The following is a 17788-nucleotide window of genomic DNA, read 5'->3' as shown; positions in this document are numbered from 1 at the left end:
CGCGCTCCTAACCGATCTCGTGGCGGACGGAGTCCGGGCCGCGCAGCGGGGCCGCGGGCGCCTCGGTCTGCTGCTGCCAGTCGTCGTTGACATTGTGCGAATTGACCGCGGTGCGGCGCGAGCGCAGCCAGATGAACGTGGCCGCGGCGATGAGCAGCGCGAAGACCACGAGGGTGCCCGCGGTGCCGCCGATGGCATGCAATATCGCCCAGCACAGCGCGCCGACCAGACCGGCCATCGGCAGCGTGAGCACCCAGGCCACCACCATGCGCCCGAGCACCGCCCAGCGCACCTCCGCGCCCGGCCTGCCCAGGCCGGAGCCCAGGATCGAGCCGGTCACGGTCTGCGTGGTGGACAGCGGCAGGCCGAAGTGGGCCGAGGTGAGAATGATCGCGGCGCTGGTGGATTCGGCCGCGAAGCCCTGCGGCGGCGCGATGTCGACCAGGCCCTTGCCGAGCGTGCGGATGATGCGCCAGCCGCCCAGGCAGGTGCCCGCGGCGATGGCGACCGCGCAGGACACGATGACCCACAGCGGGAGCGGGTCCCCGGCCGAGGCCGAGCCGTGCGCGATCAGGGCCAGGAAGATGATGCCCATGGTCTTCTGCGCGTCGTTGGTGCCGTGCGCGAGCGAGACCAGCGAGGCGGAACCGATCTGGCCCCACCGGAATCCGCTCTCCACGGTCTTCTCGTTGCTGCCGCGGGTGATGCGGTAGACCAGCCACGAGCCGACGGACGCGACCAGCGCGGCCACCACGGGGGCGAGCAGCGCCGGAATGATGATCTTGGCGAGGACGCCGGTGTGGCCCGAGGTCCAGATCACGCCGTCCCAGCCGAGCGCAGCGATGGTCGCGCCGATCAGGCCGCCGAACAGGGCGTGCGAGGACGAGGACGGCAGACCGAGCAGCCAGGTGAACAGATTCCAGAGAATTCCGCCGACGAGTCCCGCGAAGACGATGTCGAGCAGGGCCTTTCCGCTGACTTCCGACAGGTCCACGATGCCCGCCGCCACGGTGGCGGCGACGGCGACGCTGAGGAAAGCGCCGACCAGATTCAGGAAACCGGACAGGAGTACGGCGGTACGCGGCGGGAGCGCACCGGTTGCGATCGAGGTGGCCATCGCGTTCGCGGTGTCGTGGAATCCGTTGGTGAAGTCGAACGCCAAGGCTGTGAGAACAACGATCAGCAGAACGAGCAGTTCGGCAGACACGCCGACCAGTTTGCGCTACGCCATTAACGATCCGTTAACCGGTGCCCCCGGACACGCCGTGTGTGTTACGGCGTGGTAGGCGTTTCGCGGGCGCGCGGCCGGGGGTGTTCAGTCGGTGCTCGGCGGGCGGCTGTCCCGGCGGATCGGGTGGTCGGCCGGGATCTGGACGAGCACCAGCGGCACGCCGTCGGGATCCCGGATCCACATCTCGATCAGTCCCCAGGGTTCCTTCGTCGGCCCCTTGTCGATCCGCACCCCGGCGAGGGCGAGTTCGGCGGCCGCGTCCTCGCAGTCGCGCACCTGCAGCCAGATCGCCCCCGCGAAGCCGGCCGGTTCCCCGCCGCCGTGCCCGGCCACCTCGATCAGCCCCTGCCCGGCGAAGAACACCGTCCCGCCCGGATACTCCCGGGCGATGGCCAGCCCCAGGGTGTCCCGGTAGAAGGCCAGCGTCGTCGCGTAGTCCACGGGCCGCAGAATCAGCCGACTGCTCAGAATCTCCATGCGCTGTGCCTCCGCTTCGATCCGGTGAGATGCCCGTGCCCGCCTCGGTCGCCGGACCGTGCACACCCCATCGTGCCCGGCCGGTGGTGAGCCGGTCCGGTTTTCAGAAGTACCAGGGGTAGCCCGACCAGTCGGGGTCGCGCTTCTGCAGGAACGAGTCGCGGCCCTCCACGGCCTCGTCGGTCATGTAGGCCAGGCGGGTGGCCTCGCCCGCGAAGAGCTGCTGGCCCACCATGCCGTCGTCGGCGAGGTTGAACGCGTACTTGAGCATGCGGATCGCCTGGGGCGACTTGCCGAGGATGTCGGCCGACCACTCCAGGGCCACGTCCTCGAGGTCGGCGTGGTCGACGACCGCGTTCACCGCGCCCATCCGGTGCATCTCCTCGGCGGTGTACGGGCGGCCCAGGAAGAAGATCTCGCGGGCGGCCTTCTGGCCCACCATCTTCGCCAGGTAGGCGCTGCCGTAGCCGCCGTCGAAGCTGCCCACGTCGGCGTCGGTCTGCTTGAAACGAGCGTGTTCGCGGCTGGCCAGGGTGAGGTCGCAGACCACGTGCAGGCTGTGCCCGCCGCCGGCCGCCCAGCCGTTCACCAGGCAGATGACCACCTTGGGCATGAAGCGGATGAGGCGCTGCACCTCGAGGATGTGCAGCCGGCCCGCGCGCGCCTGATCCACGGTGTCCGCGGTCTCGCCGTCGGCGTACTGGTAGCCGCTGCGCCCGCGGATGCGCTGATCGCCGCCGGAGCAGAAGGCCCAGCCGCCGTCCTTGGGGCTGGGGCCGTTGCCGGTGAGCAGCACCGCGCCGACGTCGGAGGTCATCCGGGCGTGATCGAGCGCACGGTAGAGCTCGTCCACCGTGTGCGGGCGGAACGCGTTGCGCACCTCGGGCCGGTTGAACGCGATGCGGACCGTGCCCTGTTCGATATGCCGGTGATAGGTGATGTCGGTGAGGTTCTCGAACCCGGGTACTGCCCGCCACAGCGCTGAATTGAAGGTCACGGCCACGAACTTAGTGGCACGGCCTGCGGCGGGGTCACTCCGACCGTGCGATTCGGGCCACTCGTTTCGGGCTGCCGATCGTTAGCGGTAGCGGATTTCAGTCATTGGACAAGCGCGCTGATTGCCGCCGAACGCGATTCACTTCCGCCGGATCCGAGCGCGTGACCAGTTGACACGGCGAATCTGAAACGCTGCCAACCGATTGCGGAGGCTTTACAGTGCAGTAGCTGCTTGGCAGCGGCGGCTATCGTCGCACCTCGCGGCCCTAGCGCGTCGGCGTCGTGTGTGCGGGGGCACCGATGCGTATAGTTCCATGCGCTCGCTCATCGAAAAACTATCCGGAGGAACCTGAAAGTGGTTGCAGCACTGTCTGAATCCCTGCTCGATGACACCAAGCGTCCGGCCTTCCTGGCCGATGCCAAAGAGGTTCTGGATGCTGAGGTGTCGGACAAGGGCGGCGCGTCGGGCCTGGCCGTCAAGGGTGGCTACGCGGCGGTGAAGAAGGTCAGCCCGACCATCGTCGGCGATGCGCTGGAGTCCTTCATTCCGCGATTCGTCGCCCAGCTCGAGCCGTTCTGGTCCGAGTACCAGGCCTCGGGCGCCGGTTCGTTCGCCGACCTGCTGGTCGCCAAGCAGGACGAGGTCTCCGAGGCGTTGCTCGCGGTCACCGACGAGCGTGCCGAGTCGTCCTCTCGGCCCGCACTGACCAAGGTCTACGGCTCGATGCGGTCCTCGGCGAAGAAGCATGTCGCCGAGGCGCTTCCGCGCGTCGGCGCCCTGATCCAGCGTCACGCTGGTTAATCAAATGACCGGTTCGCGGCCCGGAGCCGGGCCGCGAACACGGACTGCATAAAGTCTGTGTCACCCAATTCGGGTGGAAAATACCCGAATTCGAGGCAGTGCGCGGATCCCCTTTCGTTCAGGGGATCCCGACTCGATCGCCGCGTGAAATCAGCCCGCGGCCTTGCCGACTCGCCAGTAGCCGGTGAAAGTGATATCGGCCTTGGGGATTTCGCGATCCTGCACCAGGAATCGCCGCAACCCCGACACCAGTTTCTGCTCGCCGGCCAGGAACGCGTAGACCCCCGTTGCGGGGAGTTCCGCCGCGCGCACGGCGGCGGCCACGGTCGCGCCGATCTCGGCGGTCGCGTCCGTCCGGATGATCCAGTGCACGTCGACGCCTTCGGGCTCGCCCAGATCCTGGGCGTCGGCCGGGTCCGGCAGTTCCAGGTACGCCGCGCCGCGCAGATCGCGCGGGGCCGAGCGCAGCGAGCCCGCGATGCCGGGCACCGCGCTCTCGTCGCCCACCAGCAGCGCGAAATCCGCGCCGTCGGGGAGCTGGAAGGTCGCGCCCTCGTCGAGGATGCCCACCTTGTCGCCCGGGGCCGCGCCGTTGGCCCAATTCGAGGCCGGGCTGTCGTCGCCGTGCGAGAAGAAGTCGATATCCAATTCCGCCGTGCTGCCGAACTCCCCGAAACCGGCAGCGCGGTACTCCCGCACGGTGTAATTGCGGACCAGCGGGCGGTGGTCCTTGCCCATCATCAGATATTGGGCGTACCAGCCCAGCGTGCTCGCCGAGGTGGGCAGGCTCAGGCTGCCGTCGCGGCCGGGCATGAACAGCCGGAACCACTGGTCGTAGCCCATCGCGGTGAAACTCGCGAGCCCGTCGCCGCCGAGGGTGACGCGCACGAAATTCGGGCTGACGCGCTTGCTCGCCAGCACTTCCGCGGTGAGGATTTCCCGATGTTCGGGTTTGAGATGTTTGGTGCGCTTGGCCATAGGCTTAGGTTAGCGCACCCTAACTAGAACACGCCGGGTGTGATCGGGTCGACGCAGCGCGGAGATCGACTGTCTGAGAGGCTGGGATTGTGAACCCCTCGACAGCACAGGCGCACGTCGTCGTCGACGAACTCGCGCGCGGCGGAGTCCGAGACGTGGTCCTGTGCCCGGGATCGCGAAACGCGCCCCTGGCCTTCGCCTTACAGGCCGCCGACGCGGCCGGGCGGCTGCGCCTGCACATGCGCATCGACGAACGCTCCGCCGGATTCCTGGCCATCGGCCTGGCGCTGTCGGGCGGGCGGCCCGTTCCGGTGGTCATGACCTCCGGCACCGCCGTCGCCAATCTCGGGCCCGCGGTGCTCGAAGCGAACTACGCGCGCGTGCCGCTCATCGTGATCAGCGCCAATCGGCCCTACGAGATGCTGGGCACCGGCGCGAACCAGACCGTCGAGCAGCTGGGACTGTTCGGCAGTCAGGTGCGCGCGACGATCAGCCTGGGGCTGGCGGAGAGCGAGAGCCCGGGGCCGGCGGAGAGCGAGAGCCTCGGGGCGGCGGGGAGCGAGAACAACGGGGGCGAGCCCGGCGCCGGCGAGGTCTACCCCAAACAGAACAGCGTGTGGCGCTCCGCGGTGTGCCGCGTGCTGGCCGCCGCGCGCGGCACCCGCTCCGGCAACGCCGGGCCGGTGCACTTCGACATCCCGCTGCGCGAGCCGCTGGTGCCGGACCTCGGGTCGGGCGATCCGCTGCCGCTGGGCCGCGGTGATGACCGGCCCTGGACCGCAACGCAATACGCCACCCTGGACGTGCCGCTCGACATCGACCTGAGCCTGGACACCGTGGTCATCTCCGGCCACGGCGCGGGCCATCGGGCCGAGCTCGCGGCGCTGCCGACCGTCGCCGAGCCCACCGCGCCCATGCACGGTCCGCCGCTGCATCCGCTGGCGCTGTCGCTGGTCCGGCCGAAGCAGGCCATCATCACCGGCAGGCCCACGCTGCACCGGCAGGTCGCGAAGGTGCTCGCCGATCCCGAGGTGACGGTGTTCGCGCTGACCACCGGCCCGCGCTGGCCCGACGTGTCCGGCAATGTGGTCGGGACCGGCACGCGCGCGGTCACCTCCGGCGCGCCGCGCGCCGAGTGGCTCGAACAGTGCCGGGATCTGAACGAGCGGGCCGTGGCCGTGGTGCGCGCCGAGCTGGCCGCCCATCCCAAGCCCACCGGGTTGCACGTGGCGGCCGTGGTGATGGCCGCGCTGCACGAGGGTGACCAGCTGCTGCTGGGCGCGTCCAACCCGGTGCGCGACGCCGCGCTGGTGTCCGAGCCGCGGCCGGGGGTGCGGGTGCTGTCCAACCGCGGCGTGGCCGGGATCGACGGCACGGTGTCCGCCGCGGTGGGTGCGGCCCTGACCCATGCCGGCCGCACGATCGCGCTGATGGGCGACCTGACGTTCCTGCACGACGCGTCCGGCCTGCTGATCGGCCCCGGCGAGCCGCGCCCCGAGGACCTCACCATCGTGGTCGCCAACGACGACGGCGGCGGCATCTTCGAACTCCTCGAACAGGGCGATCCGCAGTACGCGGGCGTCTTCGAACGCGTCTTCGGCACCCCCCACGGTATGGACCTCGCGGCCCTGTGCGCGGCCTACCGCGTTCCCCACCGCCAGGTGGATCCCGCCGAGCTGGCCGTGGAACTGACCCGCCACGCACACGGCGTGCGGGTCCTGGAGGTCGCGACCGAACGCTCCAGCCTCCGCGAGCTGCACGCCACCGTCCGCGCGGGCATCGCCAACTGACAGACCGATGCGGTACCGGCTTTTCCGGGACTCGCTGTCGGTGCTGTCATGTCCGTGCGTGCGAGGCGACGGCGACGGTCAGTATTCGGGTTCGGAGTCCTGGTAGTCCTCGTCCAGGGGGACGGGGATGGACTGTTCGATCAGGTCGCCCTCGTCGGCGGTCCAGCCGCTGTCTCCGGCGGGAACTGCGGCGATGTCGCTGTCGGACTCCTGGATCGGGTCCGGGGCGTCGGCGGCCGCGGATCGTTCGGCGTCCGCCGGGTAGGCCGGGGTGTGCTGTTCGAGGTAGTCGGCCTCGGACACCTCGTCGATGCGCTCGTTCATCGGATGCTCCTCTCCGCCGTGTCGGCAAAGCCGGGTGAAGTCGGGCATCTCCGAGCATGCGCCGCGGGGCGCGCGTCGGCAACCGGTGCGGCGCGGAACCACCGGGTACGCGCAGGTCACACCCGGTGGGTCGGTTGAGTCACTCGCCTGGCAGTGGGCCCTTGTCGGTGGGGTGTTCCACCAGGGCCAGGACGCGGCCGGCCATGAACCGGGCGGTGCGCACCTGGGTTCCGGTGCGGGTCGTTTCGCTGACCTCGACTATGCCGCGCGCTATGCGCACCTCGACTCGCCGCCCGGCGCGGGTGGCTGTCACTTCGTAATTGCGGGAACCGTCACCGGTGTCCACGACGATCTCTACTCGATCACCCTTCATCTATCAATTCTCCTCCCCACCAGCGGGTTTGGGCAGAAAAGCGGGTCGCGAACCGCTAACGAATCGATACCGTGGAGCCCCGGAATCGTGGTCGGAAAACGGGCGAAATCGCTTGCGCTCAGCACTTTTCGCGGGATGTGCGCACCCGGAACTCGCGGCCCCGGCCGGAGTCCCCAGCGCGCTCGTGCCACCGTGGATCAGCTGCCGGAATCGGTTGCGGCGGCTGCGAATACTCCCGCGTGGGTGGCGGCCAGGGCGGCGTCGGCGGCGGCCCGCGCGGCGGCGGGATCGATGGGATCGCCGCTGGCCAGGAGGCGGTAGTAGAGCGGGGCCGAGACAGCGGACAGGACCGCGCGGGGGTCGGTGTCCGCGGGGCATTCGCCGCGGGCGATCGCGGCGATCACGCACGGTGACCATTCGGTCAGGCGCGTGTCGTAGAAGCGTTGCAGGGCAAGGGCGGTGGCCTCGTCGGTGGTGGCGGCGGCGATGACCGCGCGGAACAGCCTGCCCTGGCGCGGGTCGGCCAGGGTGCGGGCCACCAGGGCGGCATTGGCGTGCAGGTCTCCGTGCAGCGAGCCGGTATCGGCATGGGGGAGTGAGGATTCGGCCATGTCGGCGAGCAGGTCGGCGACCAGTCCGGCGGGGGTGCGCCAGCGGCGGTAGACGGTGGTCTTGCCGACCTCGGCGCGGGCGGCCACCTCCGCCAGGTCCAGGGCGGCGAAGCCGTTCTCGGCGAGGGCGTCCCCGGCGGCGCGCAGCACGGCGTCGCGAACCCGGGCGGTGCGCCCACCGGGGCGAATCGACCCGGGTGCGGTGGTGTCCTGCGTCATAACGGTTCTCCAGTTCCATTTGTGGCGCGATGAGTGTAGCGTTGCCGACGTTAATGAAACTGAAGTCCCGTTAGGAGTTCGTCATGGAGTACCGTCGGCTCGGCGCGTCAGGTTTGCAGGTTCCGGCTCTGAGCTTCGGCGCCGGCACCTTCGGCGGGCGGGGCGAGCTCTTCAGCGCCTGGGGTGACACCGATGCCCAGCAGGCCCGCCGCCTGGTGGATATCAGCCTGGAAGCGGGCGTCACCCTCTTCGACACCGCGGATGTCTACTCCGACGGCGCGTCGGAAGAGGTCCTGGGCGAAGCGATTCGGGGCCGCCGCGACAGCGTGCTCATCTCCACGAAGGCGTCGCTGCCCACCGGCCCCGGCCCCGCCGACGCCGGGTCCGGGCGCTCGCGGCTGATCCGCGCGGTCGAGGGATCACTGCGCCGGCTGGGCACCGATTACATCGACCTGTTCCAGCTGCACGCCTTCGACGCGGGCACCCCGGTGGAAGAAGTCCTCGCGGCCCTGGACGATCTGGTGCGCGCGGGCAAGATCCGCTACGTCGGGGCCTCCAACTTCGCGGGCTGGCAGCTCATGAAATCCCTTGCCGCGGCGGACAAGCACGGCCTGCCGCGCTACGTCGCGCACCAGGTGTACTACTCGCTGGTGGGTCGCGATTACGAGTGGGAGCTCATGCCGCTGGCGCAGGATCAGGGCGTCGGCGCGGTGGTGTGGAGCCCGCTGGGCTGGGGCCGGTTGACCGGCAAGATCCGCCGCGGCGAGCCGCTTCCGGCGGGCAGCCGCCTGCATCAGACCGCCGCGGCCGGTCCACCGGTCGATGACGAGGTGCTCTACGACGTGGTCGACGTGCTCGACGACATCGCCGCCGAGACCGGCCGCACCGTCCCGCAGATCGCGCTGAACTGGCTGCTCACCCGCCCGACCGTGGCCACCGTCATGATCGGCGCGCGCAACGAGGAGCAGCTGCGCCAGAACCTGGGCGCGGTCGGCTGGACCCTGGACGCCGATCAGATCGCCCGCCTGGACAAGGCGAGCGCGGTCACCCCGCCGTACCCGTACTACCCCTACTACCGCCTCGGCGACTTCACCCGCCTGAATCCGCCTGCCGTGTAGGCGAATTGGTGATCCCCGACGCCACCGGCCGGACCGCGCAGCGGCTGCGGCCGTGCGGCGTCCCGAGCCGCTGCCGTGGGCCGCGGTCGGTCGCCGGGCGCGGTGGTCCGGGGACCCGGCTCAGTACACGTCGCGGACGTAGCGCTTCTCCGCGACCAGCTGCTTCTTGAAAGCGAGAGCGCCTTCCTCGCTGAGCTTTCCGTGGATCCGGGCGATGCGCAGCAGCGTGTCGTCCACGTCCTTGGCCATGCGGGCGGCGTCACCGCAGACGTAGAAGTGACCGCCCTCGCGCAACCAGGCCCAGAGCTCGGCGCCGTGCTCGATCATCCGGTGCTGCACGTAGACCCGTTCGCGCTGATCCCGGGAGAAAGCAAGATCCAAACGGGTCAGGAAGCCCGAGCGGAACATGTCCTCGAGTTCGGCGCGATAGTAGAAGTTGTCCTTGGCGTGCTGATCGCCGAAGAACAGCCAGTTCCGGCCCTTGCAGCCCAGGGCCATGCGTTCCTGCAGGAAGCCGCGGAACGGCGCGATGCCGGTGCCCGGGCCGACCATGATCATGGGCGCGTTCGGGTCCAGCGGCGGCCGGAAATGCGGTGCGCGCTGCAGGAAGATGGGCACCCCGGCGCCGGCGCGATCGGCCAGGAAGCTCGAGCACACCCCGCCGCGCCTGGCCGCCGAGCCGATGGCGACCGGATCGCCGTAGCGCACCACGCCCACGGTCAGCTGCACTTCCTCCGGGCTCACCAGGGGGCTGGAGGAGATCGAATACTGGCGCGGTTGCAGCTTTTTCAGGGTCCCGAGCCATTCCACCAGATCGGCGCGGACCGGGAAGTCGCGCAACACGTCGACCGCCTGCCGATCCCACAGGTACCCGTCGAGCTCGTTGCGATTGTCCCGGCGCAGCAGCTTGGCGAGCCGCTGGCTCGGATTGCGCTCGGCCACGAAGGCGAGCAGGTCGTTGCTGACCTTGGTGATGTCGTATCGGGTGCGCAGCGCCTCGGCGAGGGTGGTCTCCCCGTCGTCCACCTCGACGGCCCGGCGCCCGTCCAGCCCGGTGACCTCGAGCCATTCCGCCACCAGCGCATCGCAATTGGCGGGCCGGATCCCCAGCGAGTCGCCGACCTCGTAGCTCGCGCCGAGCCCGCTCAGGTCGAACCCGAACTGCCGCACCTCTTTCCCGGAACCCGGGCGCGAGAGCACCTCGTTCGTCACCAGCTTGCTGAGCACGGGGGAGTTGCGGGTGAACTGCGCGGGAGCCAGGGTCGACACCGCGCCCCGGGAACCCCGGGCGCTCGCGCCACCGCCGGGGCGAGCGGCGGGCGAATTGCTTTGTGCGGACGCGTAGTTCGTGCTCGGTCCGCCGCTGGACCCGGTGCCCAGCGGCCCGGTCGGATGCGGCATCCGCCCGTACCGCCCGCCGCCCTGGCCCGCGCCGCCGGAAAAGCTCCCCGGGCCGACACCGCCGGAGGTCCGGCCGGTGTACCCGGCACCGCCGGTCGGGGAGCCGGTCGCACCGAACCCCGCCGCACCCGTGCCGTCGGAACTGCCGGTCGCACCCGCGTCCGCCCATCCGGCACGGCCGGCCGAGTGGGTGTCGGCGCCGAACCCCGCCGAAGCCGCGCCGGAACGGTCGTTCGTGCCCACGTCGCCGGGTCCGGGCCGGGAGGCGTTGTCGCCGTCGGCGTTTCCACCCGGCGCGGCCTCGCCGGCGAGCAGCGCCGCGATCTCGTCGATCCACCGCTCGGAGGCGTCGTCGTGATCGGGTTCGCTGTCGACGCGGGGAAGCAGGCGCGTCGCTCCGCGCCGATCGAGCAGTTCGTCCAGTTTGCGGCCGTGCCCGCAGAAGTCGTCGTAGGAGGAGTCGCCGAGCGCGAAGACCGCGTAGCGCACGCCGGTCAGCCGAATCGCACTGTCGCTGAGCCGTTCCCAGAAGTCGGTGCCGTTGTCCGGCGGCCCGCCGTCGCCGAAGGTGCTGCTGACCACCAGGACGTCGCCGGTCAGGTCGCTCAGCTCGGCCGAGTCCATGTCCAGCAGCCGGGGCGCGAGGCCGCCGTCCGCCAGCCGGGTCGCGACGGTCGCCGCCAGCTCCTCGGCCGTTCCGGTCTGCGAGGCCCAGAGGATGGTCACCGTGCGCACGGGTGCGGCCGCCCCGGAGCCCGCGTCGCCCCCGCCCGGCCCGCCCTGATCCGGCCCGCTCGAGAGCGCCGAGTCCTCGCCACCCGGGCCGGATGGTGCGCCACCCGAAACGCCCTGCGCACCACGGGAGTACATACCGGCGAGCAATCCGTCGATCCACACGCGGCTGCCCCGCGACACCGGCGCGGTCTCCGGCAGCACCGGCACCCCGGCCACCGGCAGCGTCTGCAACGCCGCCAGATATCCGCCCACGTAGATCCGCTCGACCTCGCTCAGCATCGGCGCGGTGGCTCCCTCCAGCCCGAGCATGATCGACAAAGGATGCATCCCGCCCTCCTGTCCCGCGACCCTCCCGAGCGAACCGCCCACGGCCCCGGACGAATTGCCCGCGAAACCCCCGGGGCCACCGACAGTCCCGTTCGGACCGCTCGAAGATCCGTTCGGACCGTCCAACATTCCGTTCGGACTGTCCGCGGCGTTGCCGGGGGCATTCGCGGCGCTGGCGTCGCGCGTGAATCCATATGGACCGCTCGAAGTTCCTTCTGGAACTCCGTTCGGGCTGTTGAAAGCTCCGTTCGGACCTCTCTGGGCGCGGTGTGGGTCGCCGTGCAACCCGCGTGCGGCGCCGGTCGAATCCCCCGCGAAACCGTATGAACCGGAGTCGGTTCCGTTCGGACCGGCCGCCGAGTGTGGCCCCGATGCGCCAGCAGTGCCGTTCGGACCTGAAAAAACTCCGCTCGGAACTCTGGCAGATCCGTTCGGACCCGCTTCGCTGTCCGGTTGGAGCGGTGCGGCCGCCGACATCGCCGCGACCTTGCGCAGACGGACCGCGCACGCCTTGAACTCCGGCTGGAGTGACGCCGGATCGACGGCGTCATTGGTGACGGCGTTGATGGTCAGGTACTCGCCGTGTTCGTCGTTCCAGTGGAAGGGCGCGAAGCAGGAGCCGGGCAGGACTCGGTCGCTGACCCGGACCGGCAGCACCGCGCGGCCGCGACGCGAGGTGATCTCGAGGTGATCGCCGGCGCGCACGTCCAGGGCGGCGGCGTCCTCGGGATGCACCTCCACGAACGGTTCGCCGTTGAGTTTGACCAGCTTGCCGACCCGGCCGGTCTTGGTCATGGTGTGCCACTGATGTTGCAGGCGGCCGGTATTGAGCACGAACGGGTGATCGGCGTCCGGCATCTCGGCGGGCAGCAGGTGCGGGCGCGGCCAGAACACGGCCCGGCGCGAGGGGGTGGCGAACGCCAGGTCCGGGGTGTGCCCGTCCGCGTCGGTGAACAGCGTCTGGCTGACGCCGTCGTTGCGATAGCGAATGGGGTTGCGGCGCCGGTCCGGATCGGGGCAGGGCCACTGCATGGGACCCTCGGCCAGCGCTTCGTAGCTGATCCCGCGCAGGTCGTAGCCGGTCGCCGGATTGGCGAACCGCTTGATCTCGGCGAAGATCTCGGCGCTGGAGCCGTAGTCGAAGCCCGGGAATCCCATGGCCGTGGCGACCTGGGCGATGAGCTGCCAGTCGGGCCGCGCCTGGCCGGCCGGCGGCACCGACTGCCGCAGCAGCGTGAGACTGCGCTCCGAATTCACCATCACCGCATCCGATTCCGCCCACAGGGCGCCGGGCAGCAGGATGTCGGCGTAGGCGTTCGTGGCGGTGTCGGTGTACACGTCCTGGGCGATGACGAGCTCGGCCGCCTCCAGCCCGGCGATCACGTTCTTGCGATTGGCCACCGTGGCAACGGGATTCGAGCAGATGATCCAGCAGGCCTTGATCTCGCCGTCGGCCAGGCCCCGGAACATCTCGATGGTCCCGGGTCCGCCGGTGTCGCGCAGCGTGCCCGGCTCGAGTTCCCATGCCGTCTCCACGAAGGCGCGGTCCGCCGCCGCCAGCACGCTGCGCTGACCCGGCAATCCCGGTCCCATGTAACCCATTTCGCGCCCGCCCATGGCGTTCGGCTGCCCGGTGAGCGAGAACGGCCCGCTGCCGGTGCGGGAGATCGCGCCGGTGGCCAGGTGCAGATTGCAGATGGCGTTGGTGGCCCAGGTGCCGTGCGTGGACTGATTGATCCCCATGGTCCACAGCGACATCCACTCGCCCGCGGCGCCGATCATGGCGGCGGCGGTGCGGATGTCGGCTTCGGGCACGCCGGTGATCGCCGAGACGAGGTCGGGGGAGTACCCGGTCAGGAACTCCGGCATCGCGTCCCAGCCCTCGGTGTGGGCGGCGATGAATTCGGCGTCGATGTCGCCGTTCTCGACGAGCAGGTGCAGCAGCCCGTTCAGCAGCGCCAGGTCGGTTCCCGGTTTCACCTGCAGGAACAGGTCCGCGCGGGCGGCGGTGTCGGTGCGGCGCGGATCGACCACGATGAGTTTCGCGCCCGCCTTGAGCCGATCGGCCATGCGCAGGAACAGGATCGGATGGCAGTCGGCCATGTTCGCGCCGATGACGAAGAACAGGTCAGCGTGGTCGAGGTCGTCGTAGGAGCCGGGCGGCCCGTCCGCGCCCAGGGACTGCTTGTAGCCGGTGGCGGCGCTGGCCATGCAGAGCCGGGAGTTGGCCTCCATGTGCACGGTGCGCACGTGCCCCTTGGCCAGTTTGGTGGCCAGGTACTGCGCTTCCAGCGACAGCTGCCCGGAGACGTAGAACGAGATCGCGTCCGGCCCGTGCGCGTCCAGGATCGCCCGCAGCCGCCCGGCGGCCTCGCGCACCGCGTCGTCGACCGCGAGCGGCTCGGGCTCCCCACCGCGTTCGGGCCGCAGGTACGCCGTGGTCATCCGGCCGTCGGCCCGCATCAGTTCGGCGTGCGTCGCGCCCTTGGTGCACAGCCGCCCGGCATTGACCGGGTGTAGTTTGTCCCCGCTGACCTTGGCGATGACCGGCGTCCCGTCGGCGCCGGGCCGGGTCTGCACGGTGATTCCGCAGCCGACGCCGCAGTACGAGCACGCGGTCCGGGTGCTCGTGGCGGGCGTCGTGGGCTCGGGCATGCCTTCGAGTGTCGCGATCCCCGATTGCGGCGGATTTACCGGACGTTATCGGCAGATCACAAATTTCCTCACAGCGCCCCGACACGGCGGTGAGGAACCGGAAACCCGCTGTGACATGCGTCTCGATCAGCGCCGAGCGGGTTCCGCGATCCGGTTCGACAGGAGGTCGACCCCGCCGCTGCGCGGTTGCCGAGCCGGCTCAGCCCAGTTTGTAGCCGCGGTGCAGTGCCACCGCGCCACCGCTGAGGTTGCGCCATTTCACCTGCGACCAGCCCGCGTCCGCGATGCGCAGGGCCAGCTGCGACTGCGTCGGCCAGGCCCGGATGGACTCGGCCAGGTACACGTACGCGTCGGGATTGCTGGAGACCCGCTTGGCGACCGCGGGCAGCGCCTTCATCAGGTACTCCATGTAGATCGTCCGGAACGGCCCGAAGGTCGGGGTCGAGAACTCCGCGACCACCAGTCGCCCGCCGGGCTTGGTCACGCGCAGCATCTCGCGCAGCGCCAGATCGGGATCCGCGACATTGCGCAGCCCGTACGAGATGGTGACCGCGTCGAAGGACTCGTCGGCGAACGGCAGCGCCATGGCGTCCCCGGCCACCATGGGCACGTTGCGGAAGCGGCCCGCCGCGAGCATGCCCTGGGAGAAGTCGGCCGCCACGCACCACGCGCCGGACTTGCTGAGCTCGAGGGTCGAAACACCCGTGCCCGCGGCCAGATCCAGCAGGCGCTCGCCCGGGCGCAGCGCCAGCGCCTTGCGCGTCGCCCAGCGCCAGTAGCGGTCCTGGCCGCCGGAGATCACCGTGTTGGTGAGGTCGTACCGCTTCGCGACCCCGTCGAACATCGACGCGACCTCGTGCGGCTGCTTGTCCAACGAGGCCCGAACCGATTCCCGCCGCTCTGTTTTCGCCACCCTCGCACCCTAGCCGCCGCTGTCGCGGCGTGCGGCAGCCGTCCGCGCGGTGGCGGCGATCGGGCGGTGCGGGGGTGTGTTCCGGGCCGGTTCAGGCGTCGGCGCGGCGGCGGGTCAGTCGCCGATAGCGGTCCCCGATGGTCGCGATCCACTGCGCGGGCGGCGATCCCAGCGCCCACAGCAGCGGCAGCGCCAGGGCCCACGTCACCACGATCACCGACAGCGCCGGGATGACCGCGACACGCGCGTCGCGACCCGCCACCCGAACCAGGTCCGGATCACTGCGCTGATACTCCACATTGATGCGTTCGCCCTTGGTGAGCTTGGTCGGGTAGAGCACGCCCAGCTTCGGATTGTGCGTCACCCCGTCCGGCGTCACGAAGCTGATCGCCGAGCGCAATCGTCCCGCTTCGATGACTTCACCGCTGGTCACGCCCCTGTCGGAGCCGATGAGGTGATCGTTGCGCCAGGCCGCCAGCACCAGCAGCACCGACAGCACGCTCACGGCGATCGCGAGGATCACCACCACCTTGCGGGCACGTCGCAGCCGGGTAGCGCGGCTATCAGACTGGCTGGTTTCCGACACTTCACCAGGCTATTCCATGGCCGGACTACCCTTGCCGCCATGTCCCGTAAATTCAGCTTCACCGTGCAGTACAGCGTTCCGGTAGAAGAGCTTCACCGGGCACTGACCAACGACGAGATGTGGAATTCCCGCTTTGCCGGCGCGTCCACCGCCACCCTGGAGCTGACCCACCCGGACGGCCCCGGCACGATCACCATCCGCATGACGGAGAAGGCCCCCGAGGACAAGATTCCGGGTCTGGTCAAGAAGGTGCTCAAGAGCGATCTGGTGCTCGAGCGCACCGACAGCTGGGGTCCGCTGGAGGGCGACATCGCCAAGGGCACCTTCGCCGGAGCCTCCGGCGGCATCACCACCGAAATGGCGGGCACGTTCGAATTGCGCCCCACCGCCGAGGGTTCGGAGATCGAGGCGGCGGGCACCATCGACGTCAAGGTCCCGCTGGTCGGCGGCGCCATCGAACCGCTGGTGGAGAGCCTGCTCGAGCGCGTCATGAACAGCGAGCGCAAGTCCGTCGAGGAGTGGTTCGCGTCGCAGAACGCGTGAGCCCTATCCCTGATTGATCGATAACCGCCCGCATCCCGTGGACGTGGTCACCCACGTCCACGGGACGATTCAACGCTCAGGAGAACGGCGCCAGCTTGTCCAGGCGCATCGAGGCGCGGCCCGCGCCCCGCCACAGCTTGGCCGTCAGATCCAGATCCTCGTCGGTGACGAGATTGCCCATGACGCGAACCGCGGTGCGCTGCAGGAGCTTCGACCGCATCATCGGGGGACCGCCGAGCGGCACCGTGCGCGGATGGGTGGCCAGCGCGGCCAGCCGGCGCGCCACCGAATAGGTGCGGCCGTACCTGGCGCGCAACAGCTCCGGCCAGATCGTCGTGAGATCGGGCTCGTCGAGCAGGTCGGCCAGCATGTGCCCGCCCTCGAGGCCGTAGTCGATGCCCTCGCCGTTCAACGGATTCACGCAGCCCGCTGCGTCCCCGACCAGCGCCCAATTGCGCCCGGCCACATGGGAAACCGCGCCGCCCATCGGCAGCAGGGCCGAAGCCACCGCGCGCGCTTCGCCGTCGAAACCCCACTCCGCGCGGCGTTCGGAAACATAGTGCTGCAGCAGCGGTTTCAGGGCGATGTGCGAGGGTCGCTTCTCGGTCGCCAGCGAGCCGACGCCGATATTGACCTCGCCGTTGCCGAGCGGGAACACCCAGCCGTAGCCCGGCACCAGCGCGCCCTCGGCATCGCGCAACTCCAGATGCGAGGTGATCCAGGGATCGTCGCTGCGCTCGGATTTGATGTAGGCGCGCGCCGCGGTGCCGTAGGCGTACTCGCGATGCCAGGTGCGTCCCAGCAGCTTTCCGACCGGCGAGCGCACACCGTCGGCCACCACGAGCATCTTGCAGGAGACCGCCCGCAGCCCCGCGTCGGTCTTGATGCTCACCCCGGTGACGCGATCGCCGTCGCGCGCCACCTCGACCACCTTGGCCCCGTCGACCATGCGGGCGCCGGACTTGACCGCGGTCTCGCGCAGCTTGTCGTCGAGTTCGGTTCGCGGAACCGCGCTTCCGTACCGCGGGAAGGAACCGTCCGGCCACGGCAGCAGCGCCTCGCGCCCGAAGCCCGCCATGCGCAGGCCGCGATTGACCGTGTGCGTGCGCACCCAGTCCCCGAGCCCGAGATGTTCGAGTTCCGCCGTGGCGCGCGGCGTCAGCCCGTCCCCGCACGTCTTGTCGCGCGGGAACACCGCCGAATCCGTCAGCAGCACATCGCGTCCGGCCCGCGCGGCCCACGCCGCGGCCGCCGATCCCGCCGGCCCTGCCCCCACGACCAGCACATCCGCGTGCGCGGGCAGCAAATCCGAGTCATGCCCCGGCACGGGGGCGGCATCCGGTGAACCCATGCCGCCCATACTCGCAGCACCCGCCGATCGCTGTCGACGCGGATATGCGTCACAGGCCACCCGCCCATAGACCCCCGCCCAAGACCTCCGCCCATGGACCTCCGCCCATGGACCCCCTGCCCCGTGGTTCGCGGCCCGCCCGGTTCTGGACTGAGTGGAGCGGGGGAGCGAAGCGGAGGAGCGGAGGGAGGGAAGAACCGGGTTACGAGGGCCGCGAACCGCCGGAGCGAAGCGGAGGCAAATCAGACACAGCGGAGCGGAGGGAGGGAAGAACCGGGTTACGAGGGCCGCGAACCGCCGGAGCGAAGCGGAGGCAAATTAAACACATGAAACGCCGTCGCGGAGCGGAGGCCGGAAA

General features: G+C 70.1%; 14 protein-coding genes and 2 pseudogenes. 4 read left to right on the top strand and 12 right to left on the bottom strand.

Going from position 1 to position 17788, the window contains the following annotated elements; translation table 11 throughout:
• Positions 1–7 precede the first annotated feature (7 nt).
• The 3 genes from ACFVBH_RS17820 to ACFVBH_RS17810 all read right to left on the bottom strand — a co-directional run bounded on the left by ACFVBH_RS17820 (position 8) and on the right by ACFVBH_RS17810 (position 2705).
• A complete protein-coding gene (locus tag ACFVBH_RS17820; RefSeq protein WP_379002542.1) occupies positions 8–1207 on the bottom strand; it encodes an anion permease in 1200 nt (399 codons plus the stop codon).
• A 108-nt stretch (positions 1208–1315) separates the two neighbouring features.
• Positions 1316–1708, bottom strand: a complete 393-nt coding sequence (locus ACFVBH_RS17815; RefSeq protein WP_354990978.1) for a VOC family protein — start codon at positions 1706–1708, stop codon at positions 1316–1318.
• A gap of 103 nt (positions 1709–1811) precedes the next feature.
• A complete protein-coding gene (locus ACFVBH_RS17810) occupies positions 1812–2705 on the bottom strand; it encodes a 1,4-dihydroxy-2-naphthoyl-CoA synthase (RefSeq protein ID WP_379002539.1) in 894 nt (297 codons plus the stop codon).
• 354 nt (positions 2706–3059) lie between these two features.
• On the opposite strand from ACFVBH_RS17810, the gene ACFVBH_RS17805 reads away from it, so the two are divergent.
• On the top strand, positions 3060–3506 hold the full coding sequence (locus ACFVBH_RS17805) for a DUF6918 family protein (RefSeq protein WP_354990976.1): 447 nt from the start codon (positions 3060–3062) through the stop codon (positions 3504–3506).
• Positions 3507–3656: 150 nt separating this feature from the next.
• On the opposite strand, the gene ACFVBH_RS17800 is transcribed toward ACFVBH_RS17805, so the two are convergent.
• A complete protein-coding gene (locus ACFVBH_RS17800; protein WP_379002537.1) occupies positions 3657–4484 on the bottom strand; it encodes a siderophore-interacting protein in 828 nt (275 codons plus the stop codon).
• Between the two features lie 89 nt (positions 4485–4573).
• On the opposite strand from ACFVBH_RS17800, the gene menD reads away from it, so the two are divergent.
• Positions 4574–6274: a 2-succinyl-5-enolpyruvyl-6-hydroxy-3-cyclohexene-1-carboxylate synthase gene (gene menD, locus ACFVBH_RS17795; protein WP_379002535.1), complete on the top strand. Its 1701-nt coding sequence runs from the start codon at positions 4574–4576 to the stop codon at positions 6272–6274.
• A gap of 78 nt (positions 6275–6352) precedes the next feature.
• Here menD and ACFVBH_RS17790 read toward each other — a convergent pair whose 3' ends face one another.
• From ACFVBH_RS17790 to ACFVBH_RS17780, 3 genes are all read right to left on the bottom strand, one after another.
• Complete coding sequence (locus ACFVBH_RS17790) at positions 6353–6598, bottom strand: hypothetical protein (protein WP_354990973.1); 246 nt, start codon at positions 6596–6598, stop codon at positions 6353–6355.
• A gap of 139 nt (positions 6599–6737) precedes the next feature.
• Positions 6738–6971 carry a hypothetical protein gene (locus ACFVBH_RS17785; RefSeq protein ID WP_354990972.1) on the bottom strand — a complete coding sequence of 78 codons (234 nt, stop codon included), beginning with the start codon at positions 6969–6971 and terminating at the stop codon, positions 6738–6740.
• 197 nt (positions 6972–7168) lie between these two features.
• A complete protein-coding gene (locus ACFVBH_RS17780) occupies positions 7169–7801 on the bottom strand; it encodes a TetR/AcrR family transcriptional regulator (protein WP_379002532.1) in 633 nt (210 codons plus the stop codon).
• A gap of 83 nt (positions 7802–7884) precedes the next feature.
• Here ACFVBH_RS17780 and ACFVBH_RS17775 point away from each other — a divergent pair, with 83 nt between their 5' ends.
• The gene (locus tag ACFVBH_RS17775) at positions 7885–8919 is read left to right on the top strand and encodes an aldo/keto reductase (protein WP_379002530.1); all 1035 of its coding nucleotides are present in this window, start codon (positions 7885–7887) and stop codon (positions 8917–8919) included.
• Positions 8920–9039: 120 nt separating this feature from the next.
• Here the strand turns inward: ACFVBH_RS17775 and ACFVBH_RS17770 are convergent.
• The 4 genes and pseudogenes from ACFVBH_RS17770 to ACFVBH_RS17755 form a co-directional block, all read right to left on the bottom strand.
• A pseudogene (locus tag ACFVBH_RS17770) lies at positions 9040–10980 on the bottom strand (sulfite reductase flavoprotein subunit alpha); the annotation flags it as partial.
• An 840-nt stretch (positions 10981–11820) separates the two neighbouring features.
• A pseudogene (locus ACFVBH_RS17765) lies at positions 11821–13962 on the bottom strand (molybdopterin oxidoreductase family protein); the annotation flags it as partial.
• Between the two features lie 274 nt (positions 13963–14236).
• Positions 14237–14950 carry a demethylmenaquinone methyltransferase gene (locus ACFVBH_RS17760; protein ID WP_354991700.1) on the bottom strand — a complete coding sequence of 238 codons (714 nt, stop codon included), beginning with the start codon at positions 14948–14950 and terminating at the stop codon, positions 14237–14239.
• A gap of 91 nt (positions 14951–15041) precedes the next feature.
• On the bottom strand, positions 15042–15536 hold the full coding sequence (locus tag ACFVBH_RS17755; RefSeq protein WP_354991701.1) for a DUF3592 domain-containing protein: 495 nt from the start codon (positions 15534–15536) through the stop codon (positions 15042–15044).
• Between the two features lie 39 nt (positions 15537–15575).
• Here ACFVBH_RS17755 and ACFVBH_RS17750 point away from each other — a divergent pair, with 39 nt between their 5' ends.
• Positions 15576–16079, top strand: coding sequence for a DUF2505 domain-containing protein (locus tag ACFVBH_RS17750; protein ID WP_354991702.1), 504 nt, complete (start codon positions 15576–15578; stop codon positions 16077–16079).
• A gap of 76 nt (positions 16080–16155) precedes the next feature.
• Here ACFVBH_RS17750 and ACFVBH_RS17745 read toward each other — a convergent pair whose 3' ends face one another.
• Positions 16156–17430, bottom strand: a complete 1275-nt coding sequence (locus ACFVBH_RS17745) for a geranylgeranyl reductase family protein (protein ID WP_354991703.1) — start codon at positions 17428–17430, stop codon at positions 16156–16158.
• Positions 17431–17788: the final 358 nt, after the last annotated feature.

This window comes from Nocardia sp. NPDC057668 (genome assembly GCF_042799795.1).
GTDB lineage: Bacteria > Actinomycetota > Actinomycetes > Mycobacteriales > Mycobacteriaceae > Nocardia.
The sequence above is the reverse complement of the archived record's forward strand: the minus strand, read 5'-3'. Positions and strand labels throughout refer to the sequence as shown.

Coding starts and splice junctions, on each gene's coding strand:
- ACFVBH_RS17815 (WP_354990978.1), bottom strand. CDS start 1,708: ATGGAGATTCTGAGCAGTCGGCTGATTCTGCGGCCCGTGGACTACGCG.
- ACFVBH_RS17800 (WP_379002537.1), bottom strand. CDS start 4,484: ATGGCCAAGCGCACCAAACATCTCAAACCCGAACATCGGGAAATCCTC.
- ACFVBH_RS17790 (WP_354990973.1), bottom strand. CDS start 6,598: ATGAACGAGCGCATCGACGAGGTGTCCGAGGCCGACTACCTCGAACAG.
- ACFVBH_RS17785 (WP_354990972.1), bottom strand. CDS start 6,971: ATGAAGGGTGATCGAGTAGAGATCGTCGTGGACACCGGTGACGGTTCC.
- ACFVBH_RS17780 (WP_379002532.1), bottom strand. CDS start 7,801: ATGACGCAGGACACCACCGCACCCGGGTCGATTCGCCCCGGTGGGCGC.
- ACFVBH_RS17775 (WP_379002530.1), top strand. CDS start 7,885: ATGGAGTACCGTCGGCTCGGCGCGTCAGGTTTGCAGGTTCCGGCTCTG.
- ACFVBH_RS17750 (WP_354991702.1), top strand. CDS start 15,576: ATGTCCCGTAAATTCAGCTTCACCGTGCAGTACAGCGTTCCGGTAGAA.
- ACFVBH_RS17745 (WP_354991703.1), bottom strand. CDS start 17,430: ATGGGTTCACCGGATGCCGCCCCCGTGCCGGGGCATGACTCGGATTTG.